Annotated in this window: 19 protein-coding genes; 16 read left to right on the top strand and 3 right to left on the bottom strand. The window is 46.9% G+C overall.

The window, feature by feature from the left end; genetic code table 11:
* The first annotated feature begins 1 nt into the window (after nt 1).
* The 9 genes from B8880_RS06820 to rplI all read left to right on the top strand — a co-directional run bounded on the left by B8880_RS06820 (nt 2) and on the right by rplI (nt 6,208).
* A complete protein-coding gene (locus tag B8880_RS06820) occupies nt 2–961 on the top strand; it encodes a beta-ketoacyl-ACP synthase III (RefSeq protein ID WP_084256868.1) in 960 nt (319 codons plus the stop codon).
* Nucleotides 962–1,008: 47 nt separating this feature from the next.
* Nucleotides 1,009–1,950, top strand: a complete 942-nt coding sequence (gene fabD, locus B8880_RS06825) for an ACP S-malonyltransferase (RefSeq protein ID WP_084256869.1) — start codon at nt 1,009–1,011, stop codon at nt 1,948–1,950.
* Nucleotides 1,951–1,981: 31 nt separating this feature from the next.
* Entirely contained in the window at nt 1,982–2,710 is a 729-nt protein-coding gene (fabG, locus tag B8880_RS06830) for a 3-oxoacyl-ACP reductase FabG (protein ID WP_084256870.1), read from the top strand.
* A 291-nt stretch (nt 2,711–3,001) separates the two neighbouring features.
* Nucleotides 3,002–3,232: an acyl carrier protein gene (gene acpP / locus B8880_RS06835; protein ID WP_034617387.1), complete on the top strand. Its 231-nt coding sequence runs from the start codon at nt 3,002–3,004 to the stop codon at nt 3,230–3,232.
* A 90-nt stretch (nt 3,233–3,322) separates the two neighbouring features.
* Nucleotides 3,323–4,561, top strand: coding sequence for a beta-ketoacyl-ACP synthase II (gene fabF / locus B8880_RS06840; RefSeq protein ID WP_084256871.1), 1,239 nt, complete (start codon nt 3,323–3,325; stop codon nt 4,559–4,561).
* A 248-nt stretch (nt 4,562–4,809) separates the two neighbouring features.
* Complete coding sequence (gene rpsF / locus B8880_RS06845; RefSeq protein ID WP_084256872.1) at nt 4,810–5,187, top strand: 30S ribosomal protein S6; 378 nt, start codon at nt 4,810–4,812, stop codon at nt 5,185–5,187.
* Entirely contained in the window at nt 5,174–5,500 is a 327-nt protein-coding gene (gene priB / locus B8880_RS06850; RefSeq protein ID WP_084256873.1) for a primosomal replication protein N, read from the top strand. The genes rpsF and priB overlap by 14 nt, the downstream gene beginning before the upstream one ends.
* Nucleotides 5,501–5,512: 12 nt before the next feature.
* A complete protein-coding gene (gene rpsR / locus B8880_RS06855; RefSeq protein ID WP_005759927.1) occupies nt 5,513–5,740 on the top strand; it encodes a 30S ribosomal protein S18 in 228 nt (75 codons plus the stop codon).
* 18 nt (nt 5,741–5,758) lie between these two features.
* Nucleotides 5,759–6,208 (top strand): 50S ribosomal protein L9, encoded by a 450-nt coding sequence (gene rplI, locus B8880_RS06860; protein WP_084256874.1) that lies wholly within the window; start codon nt 5,759–5,761, stop codon nt 6,206–6,208.
* A 112-nt stretch (nt 6,209–6,320) separates the two neighbouring features.
* Here the strand turns inward: rplI and B8880_RS06865 are convergent, their stop codons facing one another.
* Complete coding sequence (locus B8880_RS06865) at nt 6,321–6,752, bottom strand: PACE efflux transporter (protein WP_084256875.1); 432 nt, start codon at nt 6,750–6,752, stop codon at nt 6,321–6,323.
* A gap of 124 nt (nt 6,753–6,876) precedes the next feature.
* On the opposite strand from B8880_RS06865, the gene B8880_RS06870 reads away from it, so the two are divergent.
* From B8880_RS06870 to B8880_RS06880, 3 genes are all read left to right on the top strand, one after another.
* Nucleotides 6,877–7,755, top strand: coding sequence for a LysR family transcriptional regulator (locus B8880_RS06870; protein ID WP_084256876.1), 879 nt, complete (start codon nt 6,877–6,879; stop codon nt 7,753–7,755).
* Nucleotides 7,756–7,866: 111 nt separating this feature from the next.
* Complete coding sequence (locus B8880_RS06875; protein WP_084256877.1) at nt 7,867–9,009, top strand: NADH-dependent flavin oxidoreductase; 1,143 nt, start codon at nt 7,867–7,869, stop codon at nt 9,007–9,009.
* Between the two features lie 32 nt (nt 9,010–9,041).
* The gene (locus B8880_RS06880) at nt 9,042–9,689 is read left to right on the top strand and encodes an NAD-dependent epimerase/dehydratase family protein (protein WP_084256878.1); all 648 of its coding nucleotides are present in this window, start codon (nt 9,042–9,044) and stop codon (nt 9,687–9,689) included.
* A 40-nt stretch (nt 9,690–9,729) separates the two neighbouring features.
* On the opposite strand, the gene B8880_RS06885 is transcribed toward B8880_RS06880, so the two are convergent.
* Complete coding sequence (locus B8880_RS06885) at nt 9,730–10,542, bottom strand: sulfite exporter TauE/SafE family protein (RefSeq protein ID WP_084256879.1); 813 nt, start codon at nt 10,540–10,542, stop codon at nt 9,730–9,732.
* A 137-nt stretch (nt 10,543–10,679) separates the two neighbouring features.
* Here B8880_RS06885 and B8880_RS06890 point away from each other — a divergent pair, with 137 nt between their 5' ends.
* The 4 genes from B8880_RS06890 to B8880_RS06905 all read left to right on the top strand — a co-directional run bounded on the left by B8880_RS06890 (nt 10,680) and on the right by B8880_RS06905 (nt 15,783).
* Entirely contained in the window at nt 10,680–11,768 is a 1,089-nt protein-coding gene (locus tag B8880_RS06890) for an anaerobic sulfatase maturase (protein ID WP_084256880.1), read from the top strand.
* A 124-nt stretch (nt 11,769–11,892) separates the two neighbouring features.
* On the top strand, nt 11,893–13,662 hold the full coding sequence (locus B8880_RS06895; protein ID WP_084256881.1) for a solute:sodium symporter family transporter: 1,770 nt from the start codon (nt 11,893–11,895) through the stop codon (nt 13,660–13,662).
* 2 nt (nt 13,663–13,664) lie between these two features.
* Complete coding sequence (locus B8880_RS06900) at nt 13,665–15,074, top strand: sulfatase (RefSeq protein WP_084256882.1); 1,410 nt, start codon at nt 13,665–13,667, stop codon at nt 15,072–15,074.
* Between the two features lie 103 nt (nt 15,075–15,177).
* Nucleotides 15,178–15,783, top strand: coding sequence for a Crp/Fnr family transcriptional regulator (locus tag B8880_RS06905; RefSeq protein ID WP_084256883.1), 606 nt, complete (start codon nt 15,178–15,180; stop codon nt 15,781–15,783).
* A gap of 181 nt (nt 15,784–15,964) precedes the next feature.
* Here the strand turns inward: B8880_RS06905 and B8880_RS06910 are convergent, their stop codons facing one another.
* Nucleotides 15,965–17,005, bottom strand: a complete 1,041-nt coding sequence (locus B8880_RS06910) for an AraC family transcriptional regulator (RefSeq protein ID WP_084256884.1) — start codon at nt 17,003–17,005, stop codon at nt 15,965–15,967.
* Between the last annotated feature and the right edge of the window lie 69 nt (nt 17,006–17,074).

A 17,074-nucleotide genomic window follows, 5' to 3' on the forward strand; every position in this document is an offset into this window, starting at 1 on the left:
GATGTTTAGTAAAATTTTAGCCACCGGCAGCTACTTGCCGCAACAGATCCGAACCAATGCCGATCTGGAAAAAATGGTTGATACCTCTGACGAATGGATCAGCGTGCGCACCGGCATTAAAGAGCGTCGTATCGCCAGCGCCGATGAAACCGTCGCCAGCATGGGAACCGAAGCCGCTAAAAAATGTTTTGAAATGGCGGGCGATCTCGATGTCAATGAGATTGATCTGGTGTTGGTTGCCACCACCAGCTCTTCGCACGCCTTTCCAAGCTCCGCCTGCCTGATTCAAAAAGCCTTGGGGATTGAGGACGCTATCGCCTTTGATATTGCCGCAGCGTGCTCCGGCTTTGTTTATGCCTTGAGCGTAGCGGATCAGTTTATCCGTACCGGACAGGTGAAAAAAGCCTTGGTCGTCGGTGCTGATCTGTTTTCACGCAGTTTGGACGAACAGGATCGCAGCACCGTAATTCTGTTCGGTGACGGCGCCGGTGCGGTAATTCTGGAAGCCAGTGAAGAAGCCGGTATTTTATCCACCCATTTGCATTCCGATCCGACCCAAGGTGAGGTGTTGGTGCTGGAAAATGCCAAACGCAGCCGCAATGAGGCTTCCCCGGCTTATTTGACCATGCAAGGCAACGAAACCTTTAAAATTGCGGTGCGCCAATTGGCGAATGTGGTGGAAGAAACCTTAACCGCCAATAATTTGGATAAAAAAGACATTGATTGGCTGGTGCCGCATCAAGCGAATTTGCGCATTATCAGCGCAACGGCGAAAAAACTGGATATGGATATGTCGCAAGTGGTGGTAACACTCGATCGCCACGGCAACACCTCTGCCGGCAGTATCCCGAGCGCATTGGATGAAGCGGTACGCGACGGACGAATCCAACGCAGCCAGCTGATTTTGATGGAAGCCTTCGGCGGCGGACTCACTTGGGGTTCGGTTTTGGCACGGTTTTAGTATCGACAGGCTATAAACGATTTAAGCAGTAAAATTAAGGACGTAATATGAAAAAATTTGCAATGGTGTTTCCGGGACAAGGCTCGCAAGCAATCGGCATGTTAGCCGAATTGGCCGCCCAATTCCCGATTGTGGAAGAAACCTTTAAACAAGCTTCCGACGCGCTCGGTTACGATTTATGGGATTTGGTACAAAACGGCGAAGCCGACCAACTAAACCAAACCTGGCGCACCCAACCCGCACTTTTAACCGCTTCAGTGGCCATTTACCGTGTCTGGCAACAACAATATCCGCAATTAACGCCGGAAGTGATGGCAGGACACAGTTTGGGCGAATTTTCCGCGCTAGTTTGTGCCGGTGTGCTAGATTTTGAAGAAGCGGTCAAACTGGTCGAATTACGCGGTCGCTTAATGCAAAAAGCCGTACCGGCCGGAAGCGGAGCGATGTATGCGATTATCGGGCTGGAAAACCAAGCGATTATCGATGCTTGCGCACAAGCGGCACAAGGCAAAGTAGTGTCTGCCGTCAACTTTAACTCGCCGGGGCAAGTCGTGATTGCCGGTAATAAAGACGCGGTTGAGCGCGCAGCAGTGCTGTGCAAGGAAGCCGGCGCCAAGCGTGCGTTACCGCTGGCGGTCAGCGTGCCGTCACACTGCGCCCTGATGAAACCGGCTGCCGATCAACTGGCAGTGACACTGGAGTCAGTGACTTTTAAAGAACCGACCATCGCCGTAATCAACAACGTTGATGTCAAACAAGAAAAATCCGCCGCTGAAATCCGCAATGCCTTGGTGCGCCAGCTGTACAGTCCGGTACGCTGGACGGAAAGCGTCGAGAAAATGGCTACTGCCGGCGTGCAAGTGCTGTTTGAAATCGGTCCGAATAAAGTATTAACCGGATTAACCAAACGCATCAATAAAGAACTTGATGCCCATGCAGTCAATGACAACGCCTCGCTAAGTGCGGTTGCAGAACTGATTCAAGATTAATCTAATCTGACTATTCAAAAAAGGAGAACCTATGCAAGGTAAAATCGCATTAGTAACCGGTGCCAGCCGCGGCATCGGCAAAGCCATCGCAGAAGAATTGGCCGCCAAAGGCGCAACCGTCATCGGTACGGCCACCAGTGAAACAGGGGCGCAAGCCATTTCTGCTTATTTGGGCGAAAACGGCAAGGGATTGGTGCTGAATGTTGCCGACACCGCCTCAATCGATCAAACGTTGGCGCAAATCAAAGCCGAATTCGGCGACATTGATATTTTGGTCAATAATGCCGGTATTACCCGCGACAACCTGTTAATGCGCATGAAAGAAGACGAATGGAACGATATTATCGACACCAACCTGACCTCTATTTTCCATCTGTCAAAAGCCATGCTGCGCAGCATGATGAAAAAACGCTACGGGCGTATCATCAATATCGGCTCGGTGGTCGGCTCCTCCGGCAACCCCGGGCAAACCAACTACTGTGCGGCTAAAGCAGGTGTAATCGGTTTCTCCAAAGCCTTGGCGCAAGAAGTCGCCTCGCGCGGTATTACGGTCAATGTGGTCGCCCCCGGCTTTATCGCCACCGACATGACCCACGCCCTGACCGAAGAACAGAAACAAGGCATTTTGGTTAATGTGCCGGCCGGTCGTTTGGGCGAAGCCAAAGACATCGCCAAAGCGGTGGCATTTTTGGCTTCTGAAGATGCCGGTTATGTGACCGGTACGACGTTACATGTTAACGGCGGACTTTACATGAATTGATCCGATTGGCGTGCGTATATTTCATTTTGAGCTGTAGCAAAATCGGACAAATTGAGATAAAAGCATGACAACGCCTCTCGGTTAATGGTAAAATCTGCGACGGTATACAATCTTGGTTATAGACTTTCCCAAGAAACAAGAATATAGCCAAATTTTGTCATAGTATGTGTTGTGTTAAGCAATACCTTTCCAACGGATAGGGATCTGTTGGCGGATATTGCAGCAGTTTAAACAATACATACCTTATTCACCTCTCGCTGTGGCGAAATTTAAAACATAGGAAATTTAAAAATGAGTATTGAAGAACGCGTAAAAAAAATCATTGTTGAACAATTAGGCGTTAAAGAAGACGAAGTAAAATCCGAAGCTTCATTTGTTGAAGATTTGGGTGCTGACTCTTTAGATACAGTTGAACTGGTAATGGCTTTGGAAGAAGAATTCGACATCGAAATTCCTGACGAAGAAGCTGAAAAAATCACAACTGTTCAGTCTGCAATTGATTACGTTCAAAATAATCAATAATCTTCTGGATTTAGGCGGTTATCAGACCGCCTAAATTTTGTCAGTCAGTTATACAAATTCTATTTTCAACCTCCCACTCGGAGCATATTCATGTCAAAACGTCGCGTCGTTGTAACAGGCTTAGGAATGTTATCACCGCTTGGTAATGATGTTAATTCAACCTGGCAAAACTTGTTGGCAGGCAAGAGCGGAATCAATCTGATCGAAAATTTCGATACATCAAACCACACCACCAAATTTGCCGGTCAAGTCAAAAACTTCAACAGCGAAGAATATATCTCGCGCAAAGATGCCAAAAAAATGGATTTATTTATCCAGTACGGTATCGCCGCCGGTATGCAAGCCATTCAAGATTCCGGCTTGGAAATCACCGAACAGAATTCCCAACGTATCGGAGTCGCTATCGGTTCCGGTATCGGCGGATTGGGCTTAATCGAAGAAAACCACTCGGCGTTGGTCGCCGGTGGACCGCGAAAAGTCAGTCCGTTCTTTGTGCCGTCCACCATTGTCAACATGATTGCCGGACATTTGTCGATTAACTATCAATTACACGGCCCGAATATCACCATCGCCACCGCCTGTACCACCGGCGTGCACAATATCGGCCATGCCGCAAGGATAATCGCATACGGCGATGCCGATGTGATGATCGCCGGCGGCGCGGAAAAAGCCAGCACCTCATTGGGAATTGCCGGCTTTGGTGCGGCGCGCGCGCTTTCCACCCGTAACGACAATCCGCAAGCGGCAAGCCGCCCTTGGGATATTGATCGCGACGGTTTCGTACTGGGCGACGGCGCCGGCATTATGGTGCTGGAAGAATATGAACATGCCAAAGCCCGTGGGGCGAAAATCTATGCGGAGCTGGTCGGTTTCGGCATGAGCGGCGACGGCTATCACATGACTTCCCCGCCGGAAGACGGTGCAGGTGCTGCCTTGGCGATGAGCAATGCGGTGCGCGACGCACAAATCGAACCGCAGCAAGTGGGCTATGTCAACGCACACGGCACATCGACTCCGGCCGGCGATATTGCTGAAGCCACGGCAATCAGCACCGTATTTGCCGCCAATAAAGAGCGCATTTTGGTCAGCTCAACCAAATCCATGACCGGACATTTACTCGGTGCAGCCGGTGCGGTCGAAGCGATTTTCACCGTGTTGGCATTGAGAGATCAAATCGTGCCGCCGACCATTAATGTGGACAATCAAGATCCGAAAGTCACCTTGGATTTAGTGCCGAATGTGGCGCGTAAAGCGGAATTGGAATATGCGTTATGCAACTCTTTCGGCTTCGGCGGCACCAACGGCTCGTTGATTTTTAAAAAAATCTAATATTCCGAGTTGAATTGACGACAAAGTGCGGTTTGCGAACCGCACTTTTGCTTTCTTTCCGTTAGTTTTTTGCGATTTTCCGCTTTCCCGTAAACCGTCTAAAAATAATCCAAATAGTTCTTGTACCGCACTTCGAATCTCGCTATAATTTTGCGCCTTACAGTCACATTCCATTTTCGTTCCTTGCTTCCGCAGATTGGTGACTGGTCTACCGTCGGAGGCTGATTAACCCGTAAGGAGCAGCAGTAATGCGTCACTACGAAATCGTTTTTATGGTTCATCCGGACCAAAGCGAACAAGTACCAGGCATGATCGAGCGCTATACCGGTTCTGTTAAAGAAGCCGGTGGCCAAGTTCATCGCCTAGAAGATTGGGGTCGTCGCCAATTGGCTTACCCAATCAACAAACTACATAAAGCACACTATGTGTTGATGAATGTAGAAGCACCGCAAGAAGTAATCGACGAGCTAGAAACTACTTTCCGTTACAACGACGCTGTTCTGCGTAACGCAATCATGCGTACTAAGCACGCCGTAACAGAAGCGTCCCCAATGGTTAAAGCGAAAGACGAACGTCGCGCTTCAGCTGAAGTTGAAAACAACGATTATGAGGATGCTGAAGAGTAATTTAACGATTGAGAATCGCCTCTCGATAACCGGAAACGTAGTTTCCCTTCCTCGACGCGATCAAAGCCCAAGCGGAATTGAGCATTGTCGGTTTATGTTGGAACACCGTTCTCAACAAACCGAAGCCGGATTAAACCGGCAAGCCCGGTGCAAAATTGCAGTATCGCTCAGTGGCCAACAATTAATTAAACAATCTCAAAGCATTACGGTCGGCAGTAAACTTTTAATCGTCGGTTTTATCACCGCACATAAAAGCAATAACGGACTCAGTCAGTTAGTATTACACGCCGAGCAAATCGAATTTATAGATTAGGAGACTAGCCCTATGGCACGTTATTTCCGTCGTCGTAAGTTCTGCCGTTTTACAGCGGAAAACGTAGTTGAAATCGATTACAAAGATATCGCCACGTTAAAGAACTACATTACAGAAAGCGGCAAAATTGTTCCAAGCCGTATTACCGGTACTCGTGCGAAGTACCAACGTCAGTTAGCCCGCGCAATCAAACGCGCCCGCTACTTAGCGTTGTTACCGTACACTGACAACCATCAGTAATTAAGAGAGGATACGGTAATGCAAATTATTCTTTTAGATAAAATTGTTCACTTGGGTAACGTTGGTGACCAAGTAAACGTTAAAGCCGGTTTCGCGCGTAACTTCTTAATCCCGCAAGGGAAAGCGGTTATGGCAACCAAAGCGAACATCGAACACTTCGAAGCGCGCCGCGCCGAATTGGAAGCCAAAGTGGCTGAAGTATTGGCCGCCGCACAAGCTCGCGCCGCCCAACTGGAAGCGTTAGCGTCAGTGACCATCAGCTCTAAAGCCGGTGACGAAGGTCGCTTGTTCGGTTCTATCACCACTCGCGACGTAGCAGAAGCTGTTACTGCGGCTGGCGTTCAAATCGAGAAAAGCGAAGTGCGTTTGTCCGAAGGTCCATTGCGTACCACCGGCGAACACGAAGTTCGTTTCCAATTACACGGTGAAGTGTTTGCTTCATTGAATGTGGTTGTTGTTGCCGAATAATTGATTTTATTCTAAGACAAGCCTAAAAAAACCCGATCTTGCATCGGGTTTTTTGTTGCTTACGGTTTGTCCGAACCGCACTTTACACAATCAAAAGTGCGGTATGGCTCGCTTAAACTGCCGTCGCGACTACGCGTTTTCTCACTAACAACGCACGGATATTGTCATAGCTCCAGTTATAAATAATGGTATAGATCAGAATAAAAATCGTCAGCCCCAAATCCATAATAAAGGCTTGATAGAAACTGATTTGCAGCAAATACGCCACCACCGGAATAGTACACAGCAGTAAACCGCCTTCAAATAACGTGGCGTGCAGCAACCGCACTTTTGCGCTGCGTAATACTTTTTCGCCGGTAAAAACACGATCAAAGCCCCAGTTAAAGATAAAATTCCACACCATTGCCATCAAAGAAATCACAATAATCGTGCTCGATAGTGCGCCGACCTGATGTTGGGTAAACAGCAACAGCAGCCCGACCGAAAACAACACCGCAAACACTTCAAATAAGACGGCATGAAAAAGGCGTTCGATAAAAGACATTTTAATTCCTCTGCATCAATAAAAGTAAAGTTGCCGCCAATTATGCCGATAATTTGCGACTAAACAAGTTAGCTTCTATCACTAAATGTGATAAGTTAACCCAAATACAGAGGAAATTTGCATTATGTACAGCTTAGAACAACTCAAAATTTTTGTCACCGTCTGTGAACAAGGCTCGTTTTCTGCCGCAGCCCGTCAGCTAAAACGCGCTCAATCCGGTGTCAGCCAAGCGATTGCCAATTTAGAAATTGAGATTAACCAAACCTTGTTTGACCGCGACAAGAACCGACTCAGCCTTACCGAAACCGGACAAACCCTGTTGCCGGTAGCACATGGCATTTTGCAGCAAACCCGCTATTTTGAACAAAAAATTGATGCCTTAGCGCGACAAGAAGAGCACCAACTCACACTTGCGGTTGAGGAAAGTTTGCTGAATGACGATCTGTTGGCGGCAATGGCCACTTTAGCTGCACAATTTCCTATCACGGATATTGATATCATTTCCGCCTCGACCTTTGACATCGAACCGATGGTGAAAAGCGGGCAAGCGCAACTGGGCATTGTGTATAAAAATGAATCTTTCCCCGAGGAAATGGATTTTATTCTGCTCGGACATAACCGTTTTATCACCGTCGCCTCGCCACAACACCCGTTAAGCCGATTGAGTTCAATCAGCCTGTCAGAGCTGCAACAACACCGCCAACTGGTGCTACGCAGCATCGGCAAAAAAGCGCTTTGGTTCAGTCAAGGGATCACCGGTATGCGTTGGTATGCCAACTCACACCATGTTCTAGCCCAACTCGCCTGTGAAAATATCGGCTGGACGGATTTACCGGAAAAGCTGGCGGAAAAATACCTACGCAGCGGTAGCTTAACAAGCCTAAAACTGGAGATTGAACCCGACGGTAATTTAATTCCCATTGCCGCCCTGCTCTCGCGCCGTCATCAATCCGGACCAGTATTTGACAGCCTGCTCAATTTGCTGAAACAATATTGGAAATAACCGCTTATGACCGCACTTTGCGTTTATTTGTCCGTTCGGTTTGAAATACCGCCATCAATCCCCATTTAGATTACATTGATACCGTATCACAACAAAAAGCAAGGACAAATCATGAACCCGAAATATAATCCGCTCTTTCAACCCTACACGCTTAACAACGGCGTGGAAATCAAAAACCGTTTAACCGTTGCACCGATGACCCACTACGCTTCCAATCCTGACGGCAGCACCAGCGCCGAAGAATTGGCATTTCTGCAAGGACGCGCGCAAAACTTCGGTCTGTTTATCACTGCCGCCACCTTGGTTTCGCCGGAAGGGAAAGCCTTTGTCGGCCAGCCGTATGCAATTAGCGAACGGAATTTGCCGAGCCTGAAATGCGTTGCCCAGACCATTCAGGCACAAGGCGCAAAAGCGATTTTACAAATTCATCACGGCGGCCAATTGGCAGTGCACAATCTGCTTGGCGGCGCCGATGTGGTCGCCCCTTGCGCCAATCCGCAACGCCACGCCCGTGCCTTGAACGAAGAGGAAATTCCAGCACTGATTCAGGCGTTTGCCAACGCTGCCGATCTCGCCATTCAAGCCGGTTTTGACGGCGTGGAAATTCACGGTGCGAATAACTATTTAATCCAACAATTTTTCTCGGCGGCAACCAACCGCCGCCAAGATCAATGGGGCGGTTCGTTAGAAAACCGTTTACGCTTCCCGTTAGCGGTGGTCGATGCGGTGAATGCGGTCAAAGTGCGGTCTGGACGAGACGATTTCATCATCGGCTACCGCTTCTCACCGGAAGAACCGGGCGAAAACGGCTTAACCATGCAGGATACCTTTGCCTTAATCGACGCTTTAGTGCAAAAACCGCTGCAATATCTGCACGTTTCCCTGTGGGATTTCTACAAAAATGTCCGCCGTGGCGCCGATACCGCACTTACCCGCATGCAATTGCTCCATCAACGGATTGGCGGCAAACTTCCGTTAATCGGCGTTGGCCGCCTGTTTACAGCGGATCAAATCCTCGCCGCTTACCAAACCGGTTGGGCGGAGTTTATCGCCGTCGGCAAAGCGGTGATGATGAACCCGGATTTAGCAACCCTGATCGCCGACGGACATGAAGCGGAAATCGTGAGCGAAATCGATCCGAACAGAGCCGATCGCTACCGCATTCCGAGCAATTTATGGGCGCAAAATATGCAGCATTTAGCCTATTTGCCGCCGGTGAAAGGCAATAGTGAGTGGCAGGCGGTGGATATTTAATCGGTTATCACCACACTGACAGGAGAAATATTATGCAGCAGAAAACCGCATTAGTGGTCGGCGCCAGCGGCGTTGTCGGCAGAGAGTTGGTCAAAGGGCTTTGCGCTCACCCTGATTACGCCAAGGTCATTATCTGGTTACGCCGTCCTTTGGCGTTTGAACACCCAAAATTGCAGCAGCAAATTATTGATTTTGAGCATATCGCCGAACAACCACACATTGCCGTTGATGAGGTTTTCTGCGCGCTCGGTACCACCATTAAACAGGCAGGCAATCGGGCACAGTTCTTGAAAGTCGATGTTGAATACCCGACAGCGGTGGCGGCTTGGGCTAAACACGCCGGCGCAACCGCACTTTTCCTTGTTTCCGCTCCCCACGCCAATCCCGACTCGCGCATTTTCTACCTGCGTGCCAAAGGACAAGCGGAACAGCAAATTCGAGCCTTGGACTACCCCAAACTGGCGATTTTTCACCCGCCGTTGATTATCGGCGAACGCCGCGACAAGCGGCCGGCAGAAAAAACCATGGCGGCACTCTTTAAATATCTGCCGAAAAACTGGTTTAAAGCATACCAACCGATGAGCGGCGCGGAAATCGCCGCAGCCATCATTGCCGCAGCAGAAAAACAACCGCTCGGCGTGCATATCTATCGCCTGCAAGCGGCGGGGGCAGAAAAATAGACTCGCGGTCGGGCGGTTGCTCGTTTATCTGCCGTCAAAATCACGCTTGCAACATATACTGCAACCCAAACATATACAATGCAATGGCGAGCAACAATCCGGCCAACAGTTTATTTGCCCAAACCGGCTTTAACAAACCGCGTAATTTCATCGAGAAAAAGCTCATGCACAATGCACTCGACACAGCGACCAAGACCAAGGTCACATTGATATAACCGACTTGCCAAGTATGTGCCATCTGCTGTGCCAGCGGTTTCGACAAATAACCGTACAAACTCCCCAAACCGCCGAAAACCATCAGCCAGTTGCTGTAAACCGCAATTTGTCTTGCCTGCACGCCTTTTAATTGCCCGATTAACGGCGCCATAATCGAGCCGCCGCCAATCCCGGTTAAGCCCGCAATTAATCCACCGAAACTGCAAACCATCGCGCCTAAAAAATAATGCCGAGTAGCGGGATTCGAAATATCAAGTGCGGGGTTAAATGGAGTAAACCAAGTTTTTAACGCCAGCACCGTCAGGGTTAAAATAAAAATCATGGTCATGCTAAAAGCCGAAAGATAAAAACTGATTTCAAACCCCAACTGTACTCCGATAATCATGGCTATTGACCAATAAATAACATTTCTAATATTAATTGCAATTCGTTGGCGGCGGAAATAAATTAAATTGATAATCGAGCTGCACATCACAATAGTTAGTGTGGTTGCCGACACCATTTGAATCGGGAGTTGCGGAAATAATGTGCGCAACACCGGCACCATCAATACACCGCCGCCGATACCGAATAGCGCGGAAACCAAATTCGCACTCATACCGCAAATAATCAAAATAATTAGGCTCAGGCTTGTCATATCGCCTCCTGATAAAATATTGAGGCTATTTTTGCCCAACTTCACAAATTTAATTATGATCGCTGTCATATCTGCACGGTAATTGTTATAACTATAATCCTAGCATTCATTTCTTATTGCCGATAAAAGGATTTAATATGCTGACCCGCCCTTTTCATCTGATGGCAAAATCCGCCTCCTCACTGTGTAATATTCAGTGCGATTACTGTTTTTATTTAGACAAACCGCATCATCGCGCAATGAAAATGAATGATGAAATATTGACGAACTATATCAAAAATTATATTCAACAAGCGCCGCAGCAACAGATCACCTTTATTTGGCAGGGTGGCGAGCCGACCCTATCCGGATTGGATTTTTTCCAGCGTGCGGTCACATTACAACAGCGCTATGCCGGCAATAAAACGATTCATAACAGTTTGCAGACCAACGGCATTTTATTAAATGACAATTGGTGCCGTTTTTTTAAACAGTACAATTTTTTAATCGGTATTTCTCTCGACGGTACAGAGTCTATGCATGACGGTTATCGTAAAAACAAAAGCGGAAAAGGCACTTGGCGACAGGTGATGAATGCGGTTGATTTACTGCAAAAACATGAGGTTGTTTTTAATACGCTCACCGTAATCCACCGTCAAAACGCAAAGTGCGGTCAAGCGCTCTACCAGTTTTTAAAATCGCTCGGCGTTGATTATATGCAGTTTATTCCTTTAATGGACGCACCGGAACAGCAAGCTGCGGCGCAAGATTACGGGCAGCTGCTGATCGATGTGTTCGACACTTGGCGGCGGCAGGATATCGGTGTTATCGCCGTGCAGTTTATCGAGCAGTGCTTAATGGCTTTTTTAGGCTACCAACCCTCGTTATGTATTTTTCGCCCAACCTGCGGCGACCAGATGATTATTGAACAAAACGGCGATATTTACAGCTGCGATCACTATGTTTATCCGCAATACAACCTCGGTAATATTATTGAAACGCCGCTGCGCCAGATAACATCTTGCATAAAACAGCAACAATTCGGCTTGGCAAAACAGCAGCTATCGACAAAATGCCGGCAATGTGAATTCCAGTTTGCCTGTCACGGCGGTTGCCCGAAACACCGCACTTTGCCACAGGAAATGGATTATCCGCATAATCAGCTATGCGAGGCTTATTATATGGCACTGAAACATATGGCACCGCACTTAAGCCGTTTAGCCAATCAAATCAAAAATAACGCATAACCCGATGTTTAAAATTTTAAATTTGTGACAGCTCTCACATGCCGGTAATGATCATAATCATAATACTGAATTGATAAATTTATTTAGACTGAAGCAACACTCATAAATGGAATAGGAGATCGTTATGTTTGCATTATTCACATGTTTGGCATTTATGCTCTTTGTTGCTTGGTACTCTTGGCATAAAACCAAAGGAACCGTTTCAACTTCCGACGGTTATTTTTTAGCAGGAAATAAACTCGGTGCATTATTTATTGCCGGCTCGTTATTATTGACGAATATATCCACCGAGCAATTGGTCGGGCAAAGCGGTTTAACTTATTTTGGTAATATGACGCCGCTGGCTTGGGAAATTTGGGCAATCCGCGGCATTATTTTATTGGCAATTTTATTTCTGCCGATGTATTTGGGCGGTGCATTTTCAACTATGCCCGAATTTCTCAGCTCGCACTACGGTGAAGGCACGCGCAAATTAATCGTCTATCTGTTTATGTTCGGTTATATTTTCGTTTGGTCACCGACAGTATTATATGGCGGTGCGTTAGCCTTGATGAAAATACTGGATCTGGAGGCGTGGCTCGGACTCAGCAAAATGCAGGCGTTATGGCTGACCACTATTGTGGTCGGGGTGATCGGCGCGATTTATGCGATTACCGGCGGCTTAAAAGCGGTTGCGGTATCGGATACTCTGAACGGTGTCGGCTTATTGGTTATCGGTTGTCTGATTCCGATCTTGGGCTTAATGGCGTTGGGCGATAAAATTCAAGGCAATATGCTTGATGCGCTGCATTATATTACCGTCACCAATCCGGAAAAACTGGACGCGATCGGGGTCGGCAGCAAACTGGACGCTATCCCGATTGCGGCGGTGTTCACCGGTTTGATGGTGACGGCAACCTTCTATTGGGGAACTAACCAATTCGTTATCCAAAGAGCCTTAGGCGCAGAAAGCCTGAAAGCCGGTCAAAAAGGGCTGTTAATGGCCGGTTTCTTTAAAATGCTAGTACCGTTTATCGCAATGTTTCCGGGCTTGCTGGCATATCATCTATACGGTGCCGGACTGGAACCGCGTGATTTGGCTTATCCGACATTGGTCGCCAAAATTTTGCCTGCGCCGCTGTTGGGGCTGTTTGTGGCGGTCTTGTTGGGGGCGGTATTCTCCACCTATAACTCGTTAATCAATTCGGCCTCCACCCTGTTTGCCGTAGATATTTATAAACCGTTGATTAACCAACAAGCCGATGATGCTAAAGTGATCAAGGTATCGAAAAAGTTCGGTATCTTCTGCTCGGTGTTAACCATCATCATTGCTCCGAATTTGGTCTATGCGCCGCAAGGGTTGTTTATTTTCCTGCAGCAATTCTCCGGCTTTATCGCCATTCCGATTGTCAGTCTGGTACTCATCGGACTGTTCGGCAAACGCTTGAGAGTGTCCGAAGCGGCGGCTAAGTTCATCATCATTTTCCACTTAATCACCTATTATCTGCTGGTGTTTGCGTTAAAAGAGTACATTCATATTCACTGGATGCACGTTTACGGCTTGCTCTTTATCCTTGAAATGGCGATGTTGATCATCTGGGCAAAAGCCAAACCTGCGGCGGAAAAAGAAGTTAAAGCCGTGCGTAAAGCCAAAATCAATATGCAGGCGTGGCGCTATTCCCTGCTCACCAGCGGTATCTTGCTGTCATGCGCCACGTTAATTTACGTCACCTTCTCTAAAGTCGGGCTGGCTTATGCCGAAGCCGTGGTTTCACCGGATTTCGGTTTCTATTTCGGCTTGGCCGCACTGATTTGCGCGCTGTTCTGTGCGTGGCTGCATATTAAAATTCAACCGATTTACGAACGTTATATCAACAGCCGTTATCAACAAACTTCAGCAAACGGAGGAAAATAGCAATGTCTGCCAGCAAAAAACCGAATATTTTATTTATCCTGCTCGACGATTACGGTTGGAGTGACACCGGTTGTTACGGTAGCAGCTTTTATGAAACACCGCGTTTGGATCAACTGGCACAAGAGGGCGCGCGCTTTACCGACGCTTACGCCTCTTGTCCGGTCTGTTCGCCGACCCGAGCCAGTATTTTAACCGGTAAATATCCTGCCCGTTTAGGCATGACCCAATGGCTCGGCGGACGCTCCGAAGGGAAATTAGCCGATGTGCCTTATATCGATCATCTCAGCACCGACGAATTCTCGTTAGCCAAAGCGTTAAAACAAGGCGGTTACCGCACTTGGCATGTCGGCAAGTGGCACTTAAGCCAACACAACGAGCAGCGTTTCGAGACCTATCCGGATAAACACGGCTTTGATATCAATATCGGCGGTTGCGACTGGGGACATCCGTTTAACGGCTATTTTTCGCCTTACGGCATCGAAACGCTGGAAGACGGTCCGGAGGGCGAATACCTGACTGACCGCCTCACCGACGAAGCGATCAACTTAATCAACCGACAAGACGATGATCGGCCTTGGTTTATGTATCTGTCCCACTACGCCGTGCATACGCCGATTGAATGTCACGAACACTTAGTGGAAAAATACCGTAAAAAAGCGCGTATGTTAGGAATTGATAAAATCAATCCGTTTGTGGTCGGCGAAAATTTCCCTTGCGAACATAAAAAAGACGACCACGTTATCCGCCGTACCATTCAAAGCGATCCGGTTTATGCCGCAATGGTAGAAAATATGGATTGGAATATCGGACGCGTCTTGGATTGCTTAAAAGAAAACGGCTTGGAACAAGACACCATCGTAATTTTTTATAGTGATAACGGCGGCTTGGCGACCGCCGAAGGCTCGCCGACCACCAACAAACCGCTGTGCGAAGGCAAAGGCTGGATGTATGAGGGCGGTACCAGAGAGCCGTTGATCGTGCGCTGGCCGAGCTATATCGCCGCCAACTCGATTATCGAAACCCCGATCACCTCCACCGATTTCTACCCGACGTTGTTGGAGTGCGCCGGTTTACCGCTCTTGCCACAGCAACATTGCGACGGAATCAGCATTTTGCCGACCCTGACCGGCGAAAGCCAACAAAGCGATCGTGCGCTGTACTGGCACTATCCGCACTACAGTAACCAAGGCTGCACGCCCGGTTGCTCGGTGCGGGAGGGCGAATGGAAATTACTGGAGTTTTTCGAGGACAATAAACTGGAATTGTATAATGTTTATCACGACATTGCCGAAACCAACGATGTCAGCCGCCAACATCCGGACATTACCGCCCGCCTCAAAGCCAAACTGGATCAATGGAAACAGCAGGTCGGCGCCAGAATTCCACAGCCGAACCCTAACTATCAACCCTAGGGCTTCCTGACAATTCGATTTACGGGACACCCTAAGACTTGAGCAAACAAAGTGCGGTCTGAACCGACCGCACTGCACTGCTCGATGCCAACAGAGGAACGCTATGCCGACCACTCACACTTTTTCGCCCCACCAATTGCAACATTGCCAAGTGACCTTACTACACACGCTGGAAAAGGGCACGGTTATCTACTCGCAGGGAGAAAGCGCAAAAGAGTTCTATTTTGTGCAGCAAGGCTTGATCGGACTGTATCATCTGCTGGAGAGCGGCAAAGAGAGCCTGCTGCGCATCTACCGCCACAATGATTATTTCGGCTTCCGCACCCTGTTCGGTGAAAATTGCTATCATTGCAGCGCAAAAGTACTGGCCAATGCCGAAGTGCTACATATTCAACCGGATAACATCCCAAATTTTATTTTGCACAACCCCGAAGTCAGCCATTTTCTACTCAAAAAATTGGCTAACGAACTGCAAGACGCCGAACACCGCCTCGCCAAAGCCGCCTATAACAAAAGCTTGGATCGCGTGATCGACAGCATTTATTTTCTCACCGAAAACTACCCCGATTATCCTTGGACTTATCGTGAAATCGCCGAATACGCCGGCTGCGAAACCGAAACCGCAATCCGAATCAGCAAAGAGCTGAAACGCAACGGTTTGCTCAAAAACACCCCGCACCCGTCAAAACTACAAAAATCAGCCGGTTAAAACTAGTGAAAGCCATTGCGAAATATCCCAAAACCATAAAAATTTACGAATAATAAATTAATATAACCGTGCTTTTAACTGCTACAGAAACTACTAAAAAAATAAATTTAGATAAAAATTATATTTCTATTTTAGAATAGGTGATTTGACTAGTTTTTATCAAAAATTAATCAAATAAAATCTATACCATACATCGTCTAAATTCAGTTGGCGTCATTGCATATCTTTTCTTAAATAACCTATTAAAATTTTCAATATTATTAAACCCAATAAATTGACTAATCTCTGACACTGTTATATTAGTTTCTTTTAGTAAGATCTCAGCCTTATTAAACTTTATATCTTGTACAATCTCAGTAAAGGATTTCCCAGTGTAATCTTTAATCAACTTTGAACAATATGGCATAGAATAATAAAATTGTTTTGCTACAATCGATAACGAAACCGATTGGTAATTGTCCATAATGAAATTTAATATTTTGCTTATTTCATCACTATTTTTCGATTGGTAACGAGGCAGTATAATACGATCTTCATACTTCTGTAATAACTTAGCAAATAGAATCATTAATTGGTTAGTTAATATCAATTCATAATAATTATTTTTCTGCTGAAATTCTGACAACATTTCCAACACCATTTTTTTGATTTTTTGATCTTGTGCAGTGGCAATCACTAAAAACGGGCTATATTTTTGCGCATATAAAAACTGATTAAAAAATATCGAAATAATATTATTGTCACATAACATATTAAAGAAAATATCGTTAAAAGTGCTACGGCGAATCACAATATTAATCACGATACTCTCGTCAAATACCGCAATCGCATGCTTAATATTCGGCGCAATCAGACAAAAATCCCCGGCTTCCATCACCAGCGTCTGCTGCCCTATTTTCTGTTGGCAACGCCCGGAAAGCACATAAGAAAATTGAAAGAAGATATGACTATGCCAAAACTCCGGCGTAAAGCGATTATGCTTGGTTAATACGACATTATTCTTGCTATTTTCATCAAAAAACCATTCATCATGCATATGCTGATAAGAACATTCTTTGATATCAGGGATAATCAAACGCCGCTCAAGTGCGTCTTTTAGGTTGAGCGAAGCTAAAAATGCCTTCAACTCAGCCGGTGTTTGACGAGCAAGATAGTACTGCCGGTAAAACAGTTCATCCTCGTTAAAATCCATAAGTAATTGTTCTAATTCAGTAATACCCATCTCTCATTCCATTTTGTGATCTTTATCAAGAATTCGATAAAGAATATAAAACATCAATAAACTTGATTA

The organism is Pasteurella testudinis DSM 23072 (assembly GCF_900176075.1).
In the GTDB taxonomy this organism is placed as follows: domain Bacteria; phylum Pseudomonadota; class Gammaproteobacteria; order Enterobacterales; family Pasteurellaceae; genus Chelonobacter; species Chelonobacter testudinis.